This is a genomic window from Nocardia sp. NPDC047038 (assembly GCF_040644075.1).
Classification (GTDB): Bacteria; Actinomycetota; Actinomycetes; order Mycobacteriales; family Mycobacteriaceae; genus Nocardia; species Nocardia sichangensis.
Genome location: NZ_JBEYVQ010000001.1, coordinates 430,636 through 448,785, shown reverse-complemented (window position 1 = coordinate 448,785; position 18,150 = coordinate 430,636). Strand labels below are relative to the sequence as shown.

Here is an 18,150-nt window from a genome sequence, read left to right as displayed (position 1 = left end):
GGAGGTGCCCATGCCGGGAGGCAGGCCCCGGGGCTTCGACATCGACAGCGCGCTGGACCGCGCGCTGGAGGTGTTCTGGCGGTACGGCTACGAGGGCGCGGCGTTGTCGGATCTCACCGCGGCGATGGGCATCAACCGTCCCAGCTTGTACGCCGCCTTCGGCAGCAAAGCCGAACTGTTCGACCGAGCGCTCGAACGCTATGTCGACGGACCCGGGCGCTACCTCACCGAAGCCATCGAACTCCCGACCGCCCGCGCGGTCGCGGCCGCGTACCTCGCCGGTGCGATCGAGCTGACCACCGGGCACGACAGCCCCGGCTGCCTATCGGTGCGCAGCGCGCAAGCCTGCGGGCCGGAAGCCGAGCACAGCCGCAAGAGCGCGGTAGCGGTGCGCCTCGCGGGCGAGGCCGCGCTGCGGCGGCGCTTGGAGCGAGCACGCGCCGACGGCGACCTCCCTGAGGACAGCAAACCCGCCGACCTCGCCCGCTACCTCATGACGGTCTCCGACGGGATCGCGGTCCAAGCGGCCTCGGGCGCGAAACCGTCGCACCTGCGCCGGACCGTGGACATCGCACTGCGGTCGTGGCCACAGCCCTGAAACCAGCCTCGACGCCCTGGAACGTCATCTCGACGCCATGCCCGACGAGAAAGGACACCGATGAGCGAGCCCCGAGCACGACTGCGCACCGTCGACGGCGCGCCCACCCTGCGGTTCGAACGCAGGCTGGCCCATCCCCCGGAAAAAGTGTGGCGCGCGATCAGCGATCCGAGCCAGATGTCCGCCTGGTTCCCCGCCGCTGTCACGACCGAACCGCGGCCCGGCGCCGCGATGCGATTCACCTTCGCCGACGCACCGGAGACAGCCGACAGCATGTCCCACGGCGAGGTGCTCGAATTCGACCCACCCAAGGTCTACATGTTCCGTTGGAACCGGGACGTGCTGCGCTTCGAGCTGGTGGCCGATGGGGACGGAACGCTGCTGATCTTCACCCATGTTCTCGGCGGCGGACCCGGCGCGCGGCTCGGCGCCGCGCGGTCAGCGGTCGGCTGGGACCGCTGCCTGGCGGCACTCACGGCCGCGCTCGACGGTGGCCACTCCGAACCGGACACCACCTGGCTCGCCGATATCGAGTCCTACACAGCGGAATTCGGGCTGGACACGGGCGACTGCGCCGAGGTCGCCGACGGCTATGTGCTGCGCTTCGCTCGCGACCTGGTGTGGCAGCCGCGGGATCGGCTGTGGTCGCTGCTCACCGAGGAGCAGACTCCGACCGTGGGCGGCCCGCCGCCGATCCGGGCGACCAACGCGCACGTCGAGGCGGGTGAGCTCGTCGGTGTCGAGCCGCCTCGGTGGCTGGAGTACGAGTGGCGGCACGACGGCGCGGTGGCAGGCACCGTGCGCTGGTCTTTCGAAGCCGATCCCGACCTCGGCGTGCGGGTGGAGCTGACCCAGACCCTGCCCGAAAAACTGGCTCGGTTACGGCCCCAACTGCTGGCCGCCTGGCACGTCCAGTTGGAATTCTTCTTCGCCGCTACCCGAGGGGACATTCGTTGCCCTTGGCCCGCCGAACGCGTCGCCGCGCTCGCCGAACGGTATGCGGCGGACCTCGGCGAATGATCAGGCCGACCATCGCATGAACGCCGAACCGCCGGTCGCGCAACGGCGGGGCTTGGTGAGTCAGTCGCCACGACGCTTCCGCTGACGCTGAAGAGGCGCTCCGGCGGGGCATCCGCGCCCGTCCGAATGAGCGGACGTACGCGACCGAGGCCTCTGCCATCACTGAATCGCCAGTGCGACGGATCACCTTCCCGGATGAATTGCGATGCGGCACTGAGCCGATAACCCCCTACGGGGACGACGAGGGCGGCCATGACGAAACACGGTCGAGAGGCGCCTGCCGAGCGGCGCGAGCAAGCCCCGGACCGACGCAGCCGCCGCGGACAGCTCCGCGTTCACCGATCGGGCGACTCAAACCGCCCCACCACGGCGCCGGAACTGCTTACGATCCCGTAGCTACATCGGAAAACATGCACCTGACCGGCGCGTAGCCGACCCCGCGTGCCCGCACGCACCGGCGACGAGCCTCCTCTTCTGGAGTCATGCCCTTTGTCCACGCCACAGTCCCCGCAATCCACTTCTGAGAGCACGAAAAGCTGTCCAGTTCAGCACAATTCGCCACTAGACACCGACGGGCCACGGGTCGCGTTGTACACGGAGGCATTCGCCGCGGACCCGCATCACGCCTACCGTGAGATGCGCCGCCGGTACGGCTCGCTCGTGCCGATCGAACTGGCGCCGAATGTGCCCGCGACGTTGGTGATCGGTTACTACACGGCGCTGCGAATCCTCAACGACCCGGTGCACTTTCCCTCGGACCCACGCACTTGGCAGCAAGGCATTCCCGGTGGCTGCCCGATCCTGCCGATGATGGAGTGGCGGCCGAACGCGCTGCGCAACACCGGATTCGAGCACCAGCGCTACCGGCAGGTGAATGTCGCCGCTATCGACGCGGTCGACCTGCACGCACTGCACGCGACGACCGAACAGATCGCGGGCCCGCTGATCAACGCCTTCTGCCAGGACGGTGCGGCGGATCTGATCAGCCAGTACGCGTTCCCGCTCACATTCGCGGTGCTCAATTCGATGCTCGGCTGCCCGCCGGAGATCGGGCAGCACGTCGCGATCGGCATGGCCGCCATCTTCGAGGGCGTCAACGCGGACAAGGGCAACGCGATGCTCGCCGACGCGCTGTTCGACCTGGTGCAGATGAAACGGCGGAGTCCGGGGGACGACATCACGTCGCGACTGCTGCGGCACCCTGTCGGCCTCGACGACATGGAGATGATCCACCAGTTGGTCACCCTGTACGGGGCGGGGATCGAGCCACAGCAGAACCTGATCGCCAACACCTTGCGGCTGATGCTCACCGACCGCCGATTCGCGGGCGGGATATTCGGCGGCAGCCTGTCCACCCGCGACGCACTCGACGAGGTGCTGTTCGACGACCCGCCCGGCGCCAACTACTGCTTCAGCTACCCGAAACAGCCGATCCTGATCGACGACGTGTGGTTGCCCGCGCACCAGCCGGTCGTGATCAGCATGGCCGCGTGCAACAACGATCCGGCGATCCACACCGGCCAGCACACCGACAGCCGGGCGCACCTGGCTTGGGGAGCCGGACCGCACTCCTGCCCCGCCAAATCGATGGCGTACCTGATCGCGCAGGACGCCATCGACCAACTACTGGATGCCCTGCCCGAGATGCGACTGGCGGTCGAGCCGGAAGAGCTGTCCTGGCGACCTGGACCGTTCCACCGTGCCCTCGTGTCGTTGCCCGTCGTCTTCCCGGAATCCCCGCCGATGCCCGGGTTCGGGTAGCCGAACGGCGGTGGCGCCGCACGCCGAGGCCCGGTGTGCGGCCGTGACGGCGATCGATGAATTTTATTCGCCCTGATCGTGATTCGTGAAAATCCGGGCGCAATGGCGGAGAATCCACGCGGCAGCCACGAGCCGCTCATCCGATCGATCCCGTCAGGAGCACATGTGACCACATCCGTTCCGGTGAACCTCAAGCACGCGCGCGATATCCATCCCGACATCGACGTGCCGCTGGTTCGAGACGCCATCCACCCGGAGCGGACGCTGTGGTCACCCGCCGAGTTACACCGGTTGACCAGCTTGGTGGCCGCGGAATTGGCCACGCCGCTGCTGGACATCGTGCGCTTCGACGCCGAGCAGCGCTGGTGGACCCGCCTGGCCCTGACCATGGGCGTGGAGTTGTGGCTGCTGTCCTGGGCTCCTGGGCAGGGCACCGAACCGCACGACCACGGCGGCGCGTCCGGCTCGTTCACCATGACCGTGGGGGAACTCAGCGAGGAATATCTGCATCTGGGCGGGACGGTCCAGAAGGCGGAACGACGGGCAGGTGACACGGTCGGATTCGGTCCCGATCGAGCGCATCAGCTGCGCAACGACAAGCCGTGGCCCGCCGCGTCGGTGCACGCGTACTCTCCCCCGCTTCGACCGGTCCGCGAATACCGTACGCTGGCTGACTTCGCAGGGACGTCAGCGAGCGGAGTGGATGCACGATGAGTACAGGCGCCGAGGACATGGTAACCAGGGCCAGAGCGCAGCTGGAACGGGTGACGCCGGAGCAGGCCGCCGCGGTGCAGGCCGAGGGCGGACTGATCGTGGACATCCGGCCGCACGCGAACCGCAGTGCCGAGGGTGAGATACCCGGCGCGGTCGTGGTCGAGCGGATCGTCCTGGAGTGGCGCCTCGACCCGAACGGCGACCACCGGCTGCCCGGCGTCGCCGCCGACACCCCGGTGGTGATCGTGTGCAACGAGGGCTACGCCTCCAGTCTCGCGGCCGCCGACGGGCTGCGTCTGGGACTGCGTCAGGTGACCGACCTCGTCGGAGGGTTCCGAGCCTGGAAGGCGGCGGGCTTGCCGGTGGTCCCGGGCGGAAGCCCCGCCGTGCCGTAGCCGACCTGCGCCGCACCGTCAGTAGACGTACACCACCGCGTTCTCGCCGCCGCTGCACGTGACGACCTGGCCTTCGGGCAGGCAGTTCATGGTGTAGCTGCGGCCGGTGACCGGGCTGGTCGCGACGACCGAGCGCGGCGCGTCACGAGTCGCGTTCTGCGTCTGGCCGAGTGCGGCATAGGCTCTGCGCACCTCCTCGGCGAACGCGCAGCTGGTCACGGCGGTACCCGTCGCCGACTGGGTGAACGTCCCGGCGGCGGCCTGCCCCTGGCCGCACGGCTTCGCGCCCGCGGGCAGCGTGACCTGAGTCGGCTTCGCCGAGGTCGACGTGGCCGACGGGGCCGATGTGCGGCTCGGCGCCCGAGTGGTTGGCCCGGCCACCGGCGCGGACTCCTCGGAGTGCGCGGCGGCGGAGGTCGTCTCGACTTGCCCGCGGCCGAACGACTGCCAGGCGATCGCGCCGCCGACTGTCAGCGCGACGATGGCGAAAACGGCCACCATAATGGGCAGCGCTATGGAGCGACTCGGACGAGACTCGGAGTAATCGGGCTCGTCGTACTCGTCGTAGCCGTACTCCGGTTCGTCCCGGCCCAGGGGGCGGCCGGTGCGCGCGGGGTAATCGCCATGCGGCGGATAGTCGGTGCGAGCTGCGTGTGCGTGGTGCTCCGCCGGCGCCAGATACTCGGTCGGGGCCGAGTCCGGTGCGGGAAAGTGGTCGGGCGTGCGGGGCGGTGCGGGTGGCTGTTCTCGATCCGGATACTGCGGGTAGTTCCCGAGCCCAGGATGACTTTCGGCGAAGACGTTTTCGGCGGCCTGCGAATAGGGTTGCGGCGGCGTATCGGAATACGCCTGCGCCACAGTCGGTTCCGCGTATACCCGCGTGGAATCAGGATCGGCGTACGCGGAGTCATCCGGCTGTCCCGCGTACGCGGAATCGAAAACCCCCGGCGCGGCTGAACCCTGCCCGAACACCTGCGTCGGCGGGGCAGCGGGCTCCGAAAACATCCGAGTGGAATCCGGATCGGGGTACGCGGCGTCGTCCGCCTGCCCCGCGTACGCGGAATCGAAAACCCCCGGCGCGGCTGAACCCTGCCCGAACACCTGCGTCGGCGGGGCAGCGGGCTCCGGATACACCCGGGTGGAATCCGGATCGGGGTACGCGGCGTCGTCCGCCTGCCCCGCGTACGCGGAATCGAAAACCCCCGGCGCGGCGGAATCGGTGTAGCCCTGCCGATACACCCGTGTCGGCGGCGCGGCAGGCTCCGGCGCCTGCGGATATCCCGCCGCCTCCAGATACGCCTGGGTTTCCGGATACAGGTGCGCGTCCGGGAAGGGACGTATCGGAGGCAAGTCCACCTCCGGCGGGAACGGGGCTCGCGGCGGCTCCGGCGCATCAGCCGACGGAAGCGGCGTGAACTGGAACTCCGTCGGCCGGACCACCGTCGGCGCGCTCGGATGGATCACGGGCAGCTCGCCGGTCGATTCCGGCGCGACCGCCGCACCGGCCTGCTGCGACCGGTCCGGCGCGCGCACCACGAGCGTCGGCCCGGTGGCAGGCGCCGAGGTGAGGGCGGCGCGGGCAGCCCTGGCCAGCGCGGTCGCGGTCGGGTAGCGGTCGGCCGGGTCCTTGGCCATACCGCGGTTCACCACCTCGTCCAACGCGGCGGGAATGCCACTGGCCTGCGCGCTCGGCCGCGGCGGCGGATCGGACATGTGCGATTTGATCAGCACGTTCATGCTGGCCGCCGGGAACGGCGTCGCTCCGGTCAGGCACTCGTGCAGCACGCACGCCAGCGAGTAGACGTCGGCGCGGCCGGTCACCGGGCCGACGTCGAAGCGCTCAGGAGCCATGTAGATGTAGGAGCCGACGGCCATGCCGACCAGCGTCACCGCGCTGTCGCCTTCAGTATGCGCGATACCGAAATCGGCTAGATACGCGAAATCCGCGTCCGTGACAAGGATGTTCGCCGGTTTCACGTCGCGATGCACCAGATTGTTCGCGTGCGCCGCGTCGAGCGCCGAAGCGATCTGCTCGATGATGCCGACGGCGCGAGCGGGGCTCAGCGGACCCTTGCCGCGCAACAGGGTGCGCAGATCGACGCCCCGGACCAACCGCATGTCGATGAACAGCACCCCGTCGATGACGCCCCAGTCGTGGATCGGGATGACGTGCGGTTCGGCCAGCCGTGCCGCGGCCTGCGATTCGCGCCGGAAACGCAACTGGTACATCGGGTCTTTGGCGAGTTCTTCGGAGAGCAGCTTGACCGCGACCACCCGGTCCTTGACCGTGTCGTACGCCTCGTATACCTCTCCCATTCCCCCCTTGCCCAGCAACGACCGCAGTTCGTACGGCCCGAACCGCGTCCCGGTTCTCGGCCCAGGTTCCTGCACCCGTCATCCTCCGCATCCCGGGCCTGGAACGCACACCGAGATCACGCGGTACGCGACCGGAGCCTGCCCGTCATAGATTGGATTCTCCGGGTGTCACCACCCCGTGGTCAAACGCGAACACGATCGCCGCGGCCCGATCCCGCAGCTCGAGCTTGCCGAAGATATGCCCCACATGACTTTTCACGGTCACTTCCGAGATGCCGAGTTCACGAGCGATTTCCGCGTTCACCCGGCCGCGCCCGATCAGTTCGAGCACCTCGTATTCGCGCGCGGTCAGCTCGGACAGGCGTGCATCCGTGGTGGTGCGCACCGGGCGTACGGTGCGGTAGGCCGACAGCACGCGGCCGGTCACCGCGGGGTCGAGCCAGGCGCCGCCGCCCGCGACCATCCGTACCGCGCGAATGAGGTCCTCGGCGGGCGAGTCCTTGAGGATGAATCCGGCCGCGCCCGCGCGCAGCGCTCCGGACAGCAACTGATCGTCGTCGAAAGTGGTGAGCACCAGGACCGGCGGAGCCCCGTCGCGCGCCCGCAGCATCCTGGTCGCGTCGATGCCGCCGACCCGTTTCATCCGCAGGTCCATCAGCACCACGTCGGGGCCGACCTCCGCGACGGCGGCGGGCACCTCGTCGCCGTCGGCGCATTCGGCGACCACGAATCCGTCCCGCCTGCGCAGGATGCGCCGCAGACCGCCGCGCACGAGTTCCTGGTCGTCGACCACCAGCACGGTTACGGCGTCCTCGCCACTGGCGGGTGTCGTCACGCTCACGACCGCACCCCGGTGGCGTTCGGCTCCGACCTGCACGACGGCACGCTCCGTTCTCGGTTCACTCGCCGGTGAACGCGCACAACTCCATCTTGTTGCCCGGACCCGACAACGCCCGATGCTCCGGTTCGCCGACGCTCGCTCACGAAACCTCCCGGCCGCTGGTGGAGGTTCCCGGCAGCACCGAACACGAGAATCCGCCGCGACCGGGCGCGAGCGGAATACCGGCTCGCACCGACCAGCCGCGGCCGGACGGGCCCGCCGTCATGCGCCCGCCGAGCAGTTCGGCGCGCTGCCGCATACCGGACAGACCCATGCCCGCGCCGCGCTGGGCGGGCAGCCCGGCGGGCACCGTGTTCTCCACCGTGAGGGTGACCATCGTCGTGTCCACCGCGACCCGGATCCTGGCGGACGCGCCGTGCGCGTGTTTGACCACGTTCGCCAGCGACTCCTGGCCGATCCGGTACAGCGCGAGCCCGACCGCGGGCGACACCGCGCCGAGATCGCCCTCGCGGTCATAGCGCACGTCCAGACCGGCCCGCACGAAATCGCCGACCAGATCCTCGATGTCCTCCACACCCGGTTCCGGCGCCTGCTTCCAGGGGCGCGCGTCGAGCAGGCCCACCGTGCGGCGGATGTCGGCCATCGCCTGCCTGCCGAGCCGTTCGGCGTCGGTCAGCGCTTCCACGGCTTCGTCCACGTCGCGGTCGGTCTGCAGCGCGTGCCGGGCGGCGGTGAGATGCAACAGCGTGACGCTCAGCGAGTGCGCGATCACGTCGTGCACTTCCCGGGCGATCCGGCGCCGCTCCTCGTCGGCGGCCTGCGCGGCGCGGATGTCCTGATACCCGCGTTCCTGGTAGAGGAAGCGGCGCTGGTACTGCAGCATCAACCCGGCCATCCAGCCGAAGGCGATGCCGACCAGATAGGTCGGCAACCCTTCGGTCACATGGCCGATCAGGGCGAAAGCGACCAGTTGCAGCATCATCGCGATGGTGACCGGGATGCTCACCCGTTTCGGCGCGATCGCCGCGATCTCGCCCGCGGCGGCCACCAGGACGAACGGCGCGAAATCGGCCTCGACCGGTTGAGCGAGGAACAGCGCCTCGGCCGTCATCGCCATCGCGCCGAGCAGCAGCGGGCGCGGCAACACGCCGAGCAACGCGTGCAAGGGACCGAAAGCGCAGGTCAGTAGCACCGCCACGATCGGAAGCAGGGTCGGGAAATAGCTGTGCCGCTGGATCGCCGCCGCGACCGCCACGGCGAAGACCGCGATGTCGACGCTGACGATCACCGAGGGCGGGTAGTCGTAGGGCAACTCCTCGACGCTGCGCCGGAAGGCCGCGACCGGATCGCGCGCGAACTCGGCGCACCGCTCCCCGACACGCCGCATCGAGGCCGGCACGCGGCCCGCGCGAGGCGTACCTGGCGGTGCTTCGGATACGCCGGTCGAACCCATTCTGTAAGGCTAGCCGCCTGATCCGGGCCGGTACATCGTCCCGCGAGCGGGCCGCCGCTCCTACCGTGGTCGGAGACGCATTCGGGTCCCTGGCACGACGACAACAAGACGGTCGCGTCCGTAGCGTTGGCGGTATTCACAGAGGAAGGCGATGGCCATGTCCTGGACGGATCAGCACGCTCGAACCGACATCGTGCACACCGTACTCACCCGCGCGGCGCTCGACCCGGCCGATCCCGACCTGTTCGCGGGACTCCCCGATCTGGATCGGCTGTTCGGCGGCGAGGACGGGCTCCTGCTCACATTGCGCTACCGGTGGAATCTTCACTTCGCCGCGAAACTCGACCAGGGATCGACGGCGATGGAGGCCTATCTCGAACTGGCGGCCGAGCAGCCGGTGCTGCGCGCGGTGCTCGACGCACAGTATCGTCGCCGCAAACTCGCGTCGGAGGCCATGGCGCGGTAACGCGCGACGAGGAACGAAGAACTTTGATCGACCATACGGAGCGGGGGACGACGATGCCGGAACCGGCAATGCTGGAACTATCGGGCGTGACGAAGGAGTATCGGGTCGGCGGCCAGGCGGTCCGCGCACTCGACGACGTCGCATTGCGCATAGAGACTGGGGAATTCACCTCGATCATCGGGCCATCCGGTTCCGGTAAGAGCACCTTGTTGCATCTGCTCGGCGCGCTGGACAGTCCCGACGCGGGCTCGATCCGGTTCCGGGGCGAGGAGATCGGCGTGCTGGACGAGGAGCAGCAGTCGGAATTCCGGCGTCACCAGGTCGGATTCGTCTTCCAATTCTTCAACCTGCTGCCCACGCTCTCGGCGTGGGAGAACGTGGCGATACCGAAACTGCTGGACGGCACGGGTTTGCGCAAGGCCAAGCCGCGCGCCCTGGAGTTGCTCGACCGGGTGGGCCTCGCGGCGCGGGCCGAACACCGTCCAGCCGAATTGTCCGGCGGGCAGATGCAGCGGGTGGCGGTGGCGCGGGCGTTGATCATGGACCCGCCGCTGATTCTGGCCGACGAGCCCACCGGCAATCTCGACTCCAAGACCGGCGCCGCCATCCTCGAGTTGCTCGGCGAGATCGCCGCATCGGGCAGTTCGGTGGTGATGGTGACCCACGACATGGGCGCGGTGACCTACTGCGACCGTGTGATCACCCTGCGCGACGGCCGGATCGGGTCCAACGACAAGGTCGAGCGGACGGTCAACGCGTGAACGGTCGGCGGCGCGGCGTGGACCTGCGGGCGAGAAGGGAAACAGCATGATCGGCGCGGCGTGGGATCGCCTGCGGCTGTTCAACATCGGCGAGCTGCTCGCCCATCGCGGCCGCACCTTCATGTCGCTGATCGTGATGGGCGTGTCGGCGTCGCTGCTGGTGGCGGTGCTGAGCATCTCCGGATCGGTCACCGGCTCGGTGGACAGACTGACCCGCGGCCTGGGCGGGAAGGCGCAGCTGGAGGTCAGCGGGATCACCGACGCGGGATTCGACCAGCAGTTGCTGCGGCGGATCGCGACCACACCCGGCGTCGCGGTGGCGGTGCCGATGCTGCGGGCGCAGATCGGCACCGGCGCCGACCGCGCGCTGCTGATCGGCGCCGACTCGAACATCGGCGCGCTTGGCAGCGAATTGACCGCGCCGATGAGCGCTTTCACGGGGAAGCTGCTCTCGGTGCCCAATGGGGTGCTGGTGGGCACCGGGCTCGGCCGCACCGAGGGCGAGCAGTTCGCGCTGGGCGGCACGACGGTCACGGTCGCGGGTGTCCTCGACGCGGACACCTCCCGGAAACTCGACGACGGCCACCTCATCGCCGCCCCGCTCGGGCTGGCACAGAAGATCACCGACCGGGCCGGGCGGCTGGACTCGGTGCAGATCATTCCCGCTCAGGGCGCCGACCTCGGCCAGGTGCGCGCGGCACTCACCGACGCGGTGGACGGCCGCGCGGTGGTGGCCGAGCCGAGTCTGCGCACCGCGCAGGCGGGCGGCGCGGTGCAGATCGTCCGCTACTCCACCACCATGGCGTCGGCGGCCGCGCTGATCGTCTCGGCGTTCCTCATCTACAACGCGATGAGCATGGCGATCGCCCAGCGCAGGCCGATGCTCTCGCTGCTGCGCGCGATCGGCGGCAAGCGCGGCCCGATGGTGCGCGACCTGCTGGCCGAGGCGGCGCTGCTCGGCGTGCTCGGCGGCGCGGTCGGCGCGGCGCTGGGTGTGTTCATGGGCAGCATCGCGATCGGCACACTGCCCACCGCGATCGTGCAGTCCGTGGAGGCGCGCACCGAATACTCGGTGCCCTGGTACGTGATTCCGTTCGCCGTCGTGGCCTGCGTGTTCACCAGCGTGCTCGCGGCCTCCCTCGCCGCCCGCCAGGTGTACAAGGTCCAGCCCATCGAGGCGCTGGCTCCAGTCGGAGCGGGCCGGACCGACACCGCGAGCCCGCTGCTGCGCTGGCTCGCCGTCATCGCAGGTGGCGGGCTGGCCGGGGCGGCGGTGCTGATCGCGAGCAGCGATCTCGGCCGCTACTCGCTGACCGCGATCTCGATGTCGTTCATCGCCGCGATCCTGATCTGTTTCGCCGCGACCGGCCCGATCGTGCGGGCCGCGGCGGGGATCGCGCGCTGGTTCCGCGCCCCCGGCGCCCTGGGCGCGACCACGCTGGAGCGTTCGCCGCGGCGCGTGTGGGCGACGGCGATGACGGTGATGATCGGTGTCGGGGCCACCGTCGGCATGAGCGGCGCGTCCAGCAACATGATCGACTCGGCCACGGTCACTTTCACCGATCTGGCCCGCAACGACGTCTACGTCAGCCCCGCCTCGATGGCGCAGTTCCCGACCGGGCCGCTGCTGCCCGCGGATCTGGCGGGCAAGCTCGCGGCGGTGCCAGGCGTCGCGCATCTCAGCCCGGCGCAGATGGCCTTCGCCACGCTGGGCGGCAGTCGCGTGATGCTGCAAGGGTTTCCGCCCGACGCCAGGGAAACGCGGATGCGCATGCTCACCGACGAATCGGTCGCCCGGCTGTCGGCCGGGGAAGGCGTGGCCATCTCGCGCGACGTGGCGCGCTCACTCGGCGTCGGCGCGGGCGCGGAACTGACCCTGCCGACCCCTACCGGCCCCCACACCGTGCGTGTGTTGCAGGTGATTCCGTACTTCTCCGCCATCGCCGGCGTGGTGATGATGGACCTGAACCTGATGCGCAGCTGGTACGAACGGCCCGGGGAGACGGTCATCGCGGTCGACATCGCACCGGGCGCCGACCGCGCGGCGGTGTTCGCGGCGATACGGCAAGTGGTGCCGCCGGAGTTGAACGTGGACACCGGCGCGGACACGGTGGTGGCCGCTTCGTCGAGCATCCGGCAGGGCATGGCGATGAGCAACGCCATTCTCTGGATCGTGGTGCTGGTCGCCACCGTCGCGTTGCTCAACACGTTGATGCTCTCGGTGCTGGAGCGCCGCAGGGAACTCGGCGTACTGCGTGCCATGGGCACCGGGCGCAAGTTCCTGATGCGCTCGGTGCTGGCCGAGGCCGCCGGTATCGGGATCGTCGGCGCGGTGCTTGGTCTGGCGCTCGGCGCGTCGGTGCAGTTCCTGGGCACGGTCGCCATCGGACACGCCCTGACCATCGACGTGGCCTACCGGCCGAGCCCGATGCTGCTGGTCTACGCCGTGATCGCGCTGGCGCTGGCGCTGCTCGGGTCGATTCCACCCGCGCTGCGCGCGGCCCGGCTGCCCATCGTGGAGGCGCTGGCCGTCGACTGAGACTCCTGGTTCACAGCGGCAGGTCGGCGAACCAGGCCTTGAATTTCGCCGAGGTGATGCCGAACCCGGAGGTCGGCATGCTGTCGGTGAGGGTCACCGTGGCGAACAGCAGGTAGTTCGACCGGGCCGGGTCGTCGGCGAAGTCGACGACGAGATAGCCGTCCGGCAGTCCGCTCGCTTTCTCCTGCCACCGGTAGGTCGAATACGACTCGCCGTTGTTGCGTTCGGTCGTCGCGGTATTCGACGGCAGGTCCCGCACCGCGGCCTGGGCATCGGCGGACGACTTGAAGCCGATGAGGACGTAGTCGGGCTCGTCGATCGGTGTGCCCCAGCAGTTCCAGGCCGTCGCCCAGTTCGGGAAGTCGGGTACGCCGTTGGCGCTGGACACCTTGCCGCCCGGCTTGGCGGTGCCGAGGAAGCAGGTCTTGCCGCGATAGCCCGGTCCGGAGCCGATGTCGTATTTCGTATCGACGCCTTGCGGCAGCAGCTTCGGGAACGCTTCGGCGAGCTTGTCCGCTGCGGACGGGCCCGACGGCGTCTTGGTGGGGAGGTCGAGCGGCGACGCGGAATTCGAGAATCCGACCTTCGCGACGACGATGCCGACGCCGACCAGCAGCGCCACGATCACCAGGACGATGGTCACGATCAGGCCGGTATTGGAGCGGCCCTGCGACGGATAACTCGGCTGGTGGGGCGGATAGGCGATCGGCGCCGGAGCCGAAGGCGGCGGCGCCGCAGGGTAACTCGGCTGCGGAGCCGCCGCGGCATACCCATTGGACGCCGAGAACTGCTGGCCGCTCATGGGGTTCGGGTTGTACTGCGGTGGAGCGGTATAGCCGGGGGCGGAGGCGGTGGGGACGTAGGTCGGCGGACTCGCCTCCGGCCCGGGATAGGCCGGTTGCGCGAGGACGGTGGGCGCGGGCTGCGGTTGGTACTGCGCGGCCACCACCGTCGGAGCGGGCTCGGTGAGCGCTCGCCGCGCGGCCGAGGCGAATTCGACGCAGGAGACGTATCGGTCGTCGGGTCGCTTCGCCATGGCCTTGGCGATCACCGCGTCCAGCGCGGGCGACAGACCGGCGCGCCGGGCCGCGACGGAGGGCGGCGGCAACTGGAGGTGGCCGCGGATGATGTCGGCGGGGGCGGGCGCGTCGAACGGGGCGACGCCGGTCAGCAACCAATACAGCGCGCACGCCAGCGAGTACTGATCGGAGCGGTGGTCCAGGTGGGCCCCGGTCATCTGCTCGGGCGAGGCGTAGGCCAGCGTCGCGGTGAACATGCCGGTCTGGGTCAGGTGGGTGGAATCCTCACGCAGCCGGGCGATGCCGAAATCGGTGAGGAAGACCCGCTCACCGTGGCCGCCCACCGCGCGGGCCAGCATGATGTTCGCCGGCTTGACGTCGCGGTGCAGCACCCCCATCCCGTGCGCGTAGTCAAGGGCGGAGGCGACGCCTTCGACGATCTGCACGGCACGCTCCGGCGGCAGGTTCTGCGGGTTCACTGTGGCCGCGTCGACGCCGTCGACGTACTGCATGGAGATCCACAGCTGCTCGTCCTCGGTGCCGCGGTCGTACACCGCGACGATGTTCGGATGGTCCAACTGCGCCGCCAGGTCCGCCTCCCGCTCGAAGCGGGCCCGGACCTCCACGTCGGTGAACAGCTCCCGGTTGAGCAGTTTGAGCGCGGTCTGCCGAGGAAGTCTGGGATGACGGGCGAGATACACCGATCCCATGCCGCCCTGACCGAGGAGCTTCTCTATGGTGAACCCGGCGAACACCGCACCGCTGTCGAGCAACACGCCCCCTTCAGGTGACCGCTTTCCTACCGATCCTGGAGCCTACCGGGTGACGCCGTGGCCACGGGGTTTCGAATTCTCCGGGAAGATCGGCAAAACTATGTTCGAGACATCGTGCCGTCGACGCCGCCGCGCGCCGCGGTGATGTCTCTCGTCCGGTCACCGACCGGACGGGCCCGATGAGATATTTTGCACCGCCGTTCTACAGCGCGACGCGTCACCGGTGGTGGGGAGGACTCGGTGGTGAGGTCGACGGGATCCGCTTCGTCGTGTCGTTCGGTGCTGCGCGCCGCAGCGATGGTGGTGCTGCTCACGCTGACTTCGTGCACGCTGCTTCCCGGCAATCGGGCCGACACCGATCCCCCGGCGGTCGTCGTCGACACCGCGGGGGCGTGGCGGCCGCGGCTCGCCATATCCATGCCCGACTCGCTGGCCGCCGATTTCACCCAGTTACAGCCCCAGCTCGGCGGCCAGGTCGGCATGGCGATCATCCCCGTCGGCGGGGGCCGGATGACCGTCTTCGGCGACTGGGTCAGCGGCATCGCGTGGTCGACGATCAAGGTGCCGCTCGCGATCGCGGCGCTGCGGCACGACCCGCAGGAGGGCATCATCCACGACGTGGAGGCGGCCATCACGTGGTCGGACAACGACGCCGCGGAGGCGCTGTGGCAATCGCTCGGCGACGGGCTGGAAGCGGCCAAGGCGGTGCAGGACGTGATCGACGAGGCGGGCGACGCCACGACCGGGGTGGCGGGCCCGCGCACCACCTTGGACTACACCTCCTTCGGCGGCACCGAATGGACGCTGGCCAATCAAGCCCGCTTCGCCTCCCGGCTGCCGTGCCTGCCCGAGTCGTTCCAGGTCACCGAGCTGATGACGAAGATAACGCCCGAGCAGGCATGGGGTCTCGGCGTCCTGGAGGGCACGGCCTTCAAAGGCGGCTGGGGTCCCGACGACGACACCGGCGTCTACACCGTCCGCCAGTTCGGCCTGGTGCCGGTGCGGTCCGGCATGGTCGCCGTCGCGCTGGCGGCGACGGCCGATTCCGGCAGCTTCGACGACTCCACCACCATCCTGAGCCGGATGGCGCGGATGCTCGGCGGTCATCTCGACGAACTGCGCGGCGGGTCCTGCCCGCCGATGTGACCCGGCTCAGCCCGGGGTGACCAAGCCGGTTTCGTAGGCCAGCACCACGGCTTGCGCCCGGTCGCGCAGATTCAGCTTCGAGAACACCTTGGAGACATGGGTTTTCACGGTTTGCTCGGCCACGAACAGGGTTTCGGCGATCTCGGAGTTCGACATGCCTTTCGCGATCAGTTCCAGCACTTCCCGCTCCCGGGGAGTCAGCGCGGACAGCTGCGGCGACGGCTTGGCGCGGGCAGCGCTGCGGCGGCGGGTGACGTCGGCGATGAGTCTGCGGGTGACCGTGGGCGCGAGCAGCGCCTGACCGTCGGCGACCACCCGCACCGCGCGGACCAGTTCCTCGGCGGGCGCGTCTTTGAGCAGGAACCCGCTGGCGCCGAGGCTCAGCGCCTCGTAGACGTAGTCGTCGACGTCGAAGGTGGTGAGCATCAGTACGCGCACCGGCGGGTCGAACCCGGCCGCCAGGATGGCGCGGGCCGCGTCGAGCCCGTTCATCTCCGGCATGCGCACATCCATCAGCACGACGTCCGGGCGCAGCCGCTTCGCCTCGGCCACCGCGACCTTGCCGTCCGCCGCGTCGCCCACCACGCTGATATCCGGCTGCGCGGCCAGCAGCGCCCCGAACCCCTGACGGACCATCGCCTGGTCGTCGGCGATCAACACCGTAATTGCCACCAGCTCACCCTAATTGCCCCGTACGACTGCGCGTCGCGCCGACCGGACGCACGAGCATGCCAGGGCCCACCGTCCCGACTGTGCATCGACGGGCACGCTCGGCCCGTGTCCGAGGCCAGCACATCTGATCGCCGCTCGGGCGCTGCAGCCACGGTCTGCTCTGATGCGATGTCTCGACACCGCTCAACTCCCGATTCGGTGTCGTGCCCGGCAGCCTCGGTTGCTTTGTGCAACGGCGGCACCTGCCTTCCGTCGCTGCCTCCGATCGGCATCCGCAGGAACCCGCAGCGCACTGCGCATCCTCCCGGCGGTGCTCAGCGTCCTGGTTCGCCGTGCACAGCGCCGGCACCGACAACTGCGGCAGCCGCTTCCGGCACGGTGAGCGGGAAGCGCGCGTGGACCCGGAATCCACCGTCCGCGCGCGGCCCCGCCGTCACCTCGCCGCCCACGGCCAGCGCTCGCGCCTGCATACCCGCGATGCCGTGGCCGCCGTTGCCGACCGTCCGGGCGGGCGCGGCCCCCGGCTCGTTATCGACGTCGAGCAGCAGCTCCGCGTCGCGGGCGATACGCACCTTGACCGGCGCGCCCGGGGCGTGCCGGGAGGCGTTGGACAATGATTCCTGCACGACGCGGAACAAGGCGAGGCCGGTGGTCTCCGGGATCGTGTCCAGCGCACCCTCGACGATCCACTCGATACGGACACCAGCGCGGCGCGCGCCTTCGAACAGGCCGATCACGTCGGCCGCCTTCGGCTGGGGCGCGTGCTCGGGCAACTGGCCGTCGCTGCGCAGCACACCCAGCATGCCGCGGATCTCGTTGAGCGCTTCGCGCGCCGTGGCGCCGATCGACTCGAACTCGGCGCGCGCGGCCGGGGTGACGCCCTCGACCCGGTACGGCGCGGTCTGCGCCTGCACCACCACCAAGGACATGTGGTGGGCCACGACGTCGTGCAGATCGCGGGCGATGCGCGCCTTCTCCTCCAAGATGGCCCTGCGGGCCCGCTCGAGTTCGTTCTCCTCCTCCTGGCGCACCAGCTGTCGCCGCGACAGCGCCAGCCAGCGGACGAGCAGTCCGAACAGCACCAGCGCGGCCAGCGCGATCGGCCAGCCCCACGCGGCGTTCGCGAACGCTTCGCCCTCGCCGGGCATGGTGGTCGCGAACAGCAGCGCGGTCGCCGCCCAGGACACCGCCACGATCTGTCCCGGGGCGCGCAACGCCACCGCGAACAGCAGCACCAGCACACAGAGCACGTGCACGACCTGGAACGGCAGGTCGTTGTTCGGCTGATGCGGGATCGCCAGCGCGATCACCAGCGCGGAGCCCGCCGAGATGGCCCAGCCCAGCGCCGGGTTGACCCGGACGAGCAGCACCGGGAACGCGGCGAGCGCCGCGATGAACGGCTGCGCCGCGGCGGGCACCGCGTGGGTCAGGTGCAGGGTCGGCCAGGCCACCGCGTACCAGATCAGCGCGACCAGCACCGTGCCCAGGTCGAACCAGGTCCGCGCGTCCAGCCGTCGCGTCCAGCCGCGACTTTCTCGGTTCATGCCTACGACACTAGGAACTCCCAGTTCACCGCGGCCTCATACCCACGGGTGATTTCCGCCCCGCTACCCCGGTGTGAGGCGGCGCGGCGGCTCCCCCGGCGGCACGGCGCGCGAAACCTCCTTGGGCGTGAG

At 69.7% G+C, this 18,150-nt stretch carries 15 protein-coding genes; 9 read left to right on the top strand and 6 right to left on the bottom strand.

Annotated features, from left to right (window positions below):
* Positions 1-10: 10 nt before the first annotated feature.
* The 5 genes from ABZ824_RS02140 (at position 11) to ABZ824_RS02120 (ending at position 4,488) form a co-directional block, all read left to right on the top strand.
* A complete protein-coding gene (locus ABZ824_RS02140; protein WP_356961161.1) occupies positions 11-598 on the top strand; it encodes a TetR/AcrR family transcriptional regulator in 588 nt (195 codons plus the stop codon).
* 60 nt (positions 599-658) lie between these two features.
* Positions 659-1,618, top strand: a complete 960-nt coding sequence (locus ABZ824_RS02135) for an SRPBCC family protein (RefSeq protein WP_356961160.1) — start codon at positions 659-661, stop codon at positions 1,616-1,618.
* Positions 1,619-2,278: 660 nt separating this feature from the next.
* Positions 2,279-3,379 carry a cytochrome P450 gene (locus tag ABZ824_RS02130; protein ID WP_355078815.1) on the top strand — a complete coding sequence of 367 codons (1,101 nt, stop codon included), beginning with the start codon at positions 2,279-2,281 and terminating at the stop codon, positions 3,377-3,379.
* A gap of 165 nt (positions 3,380-3,544) precedes the next feature.
* A complete protein-coding gene (locus ABZ824_RS02125; protein ID WP_356961158.1) occupies positions 3,545-4,093 on the top strand; it encodes a cysteine dioxygenase family protein in 549 nt (182 codons plus the stop codon).
* On the top strand, positions 4,090-4,488 hold the full coding sequence (locus tag ABZ824_RS02120) for a rhodanese-like domain-containing protein (protein ID WP_355078813.1): 399 nt from the start codon (positions 4,090-4,092) through the stop codon (positions 4,486-4,488). The genes ABZ824_RS02125 and ABZ824_RS02120 overlap by 4 nt, the downstream gene beginning before the upstream one ends.
* A gap of 18 nt (positions 4,489-4,506) precedes the next feature.
* Here ABZ824_RS02120 and ABZ824_RS02115 read toward each other — a convergent pair whose 3' ends face one another.
* From ABZ824_RS02115 to ABZ824_RS02105, 3 genes are all read right to left on the bottom strand, one after another.
* A complete protein-coding gene (locus ABZ824_RS02115) occupies positions 4,507-6,879 on the bottom strand; it encodes a protein kinase (RefSeq protein ID WP_356961156.1) in 2,373 nt (790 codons plus the stop codon).
* A gap of 70 nt (positions 6,880-6,949) precedes the next feature.
* Positions 6,950-7,603 carry a response regulator transcription factor gene (locus ABZ824_RS02110; RefSeq protein WP_355078833.1) on the bottom strand — a complete coding sequence of 218 codons (654 nt, stop codon included), beginning with the start codon at positions 7,601-7,603 and terminating at the stop codon, positions 6,950-6,952.
* Between the two features lie 181 nt (positions 7,604-7,784).
* Entirely contained in the window at positions 7,785-9,098 is a 1,314-nt protein-coding gene (locus ABZ824_RS02105; protein WP_356961154.1) for a histidine kinase, read from the bottom strand.
* A gap of 157 nt (positions 9,099-9,255) precedes the next feature.
* Here ABZ824_RS02105 and ABZ824_RS02100 point away from each other — a divergent pair, with 157 nt between their 5' ends.
* The 3 genes from ABZ824_RS02100 to ABZ824_RS02090 are packed head-to-tail and all read left to right on the top strand — an operon-like array spanning position 9,256 to position 12,864.
* A complete protein-coding gene (locus tag ABZ824_RS02100; protein ID WP_355078811.1) occupies positions 9,256-9,564 on the top strand; it encodes a hypothetical protein in 309 nt (102 codons plus the stop codon).
* A gap of 53 nt (positions 9,565-9,617) precedes the next feature.
* A complete protein-coding gene (locus tag ABZ824_RS02095) occupies positions 9,618-10,325 on the top strand; it encodes an ABC transporter ATP-binding protein (RefSeq protein ID WP_355078810.1) in 708 nt (235 codons plus the stop codon).
* 46 nt (positions 10,326-10,371) lie between these two features.
* A complete protein-coding gene (locus ABZ824_RS02090; protein ID WP_356961152.1) occupies positions 10,372-12,864 on the top strand; it encodes an FtsX-like permease family protein in 2,493 nt (830 codons plus the stop codon).
* A 10-nt stretch (positions 12,865-12,874) separates the two neighbouring features.
* Here ABZ824_RS02090 and ABZ824_RS02085 read toward each other — a convergent pair whose 3' ends face one another.
* Complete coding sequence (locus ABZ824_RS02085) at positions 12,875-14,659, bottom strand: protein kinase (RefSeq protein WP_356961150.1); 1,785 nt, start codon at positions 14,657-14,659, stop codon at positions 12,875-12,877.
* A 240-nt stretch (positions 14,660-14,899) separates the two neighbouring features.
* Here ABZ824_RS02085 and ABZ824_RS02080 point away from each other — a divergent pair, with 240 nt between their 5' ends.
* Positions 14,900-15,802 (top strand): hypothetical protein, encoded by a 903-nt coding sequence (locus ABZ824_RS02080; RefSeq protein WP_355078807.1) that lies wholly within the window; start codon positions 14,900-14,902, stop codon positions 15,800-15,802.
* Between the two features lie 6 nt (positions 15,803-15,808).
* On the opposite strand, the gene ABZ824_RS02075 is transcribed toward ABZ824_RS02080, so the two are convergent.
* Positions 15,809-16,474, bottom strand: a complete 666-nt coding sequence (locus ABZ824_RS02075; protein ID WP_356961148.1) for a response regulator transcription factor — start codon at positions 16,472-16,474, stop codon at positions 15,809-15,811.
* A gap of 314 nt (positions 16,475-16,788) precedes the next feature.
* A complete protein-coding gene (locus ABZ824_RS02070; protein WP_356961147.1) occupies positions 16,789-18,018 on the bottom strand; it encodes a histidine kinase in 1,230 nt (409 codons plus the stop codon).
* Between the last annotated feature and the right edge of the window lie 132 nt (positions 18,019-18,150).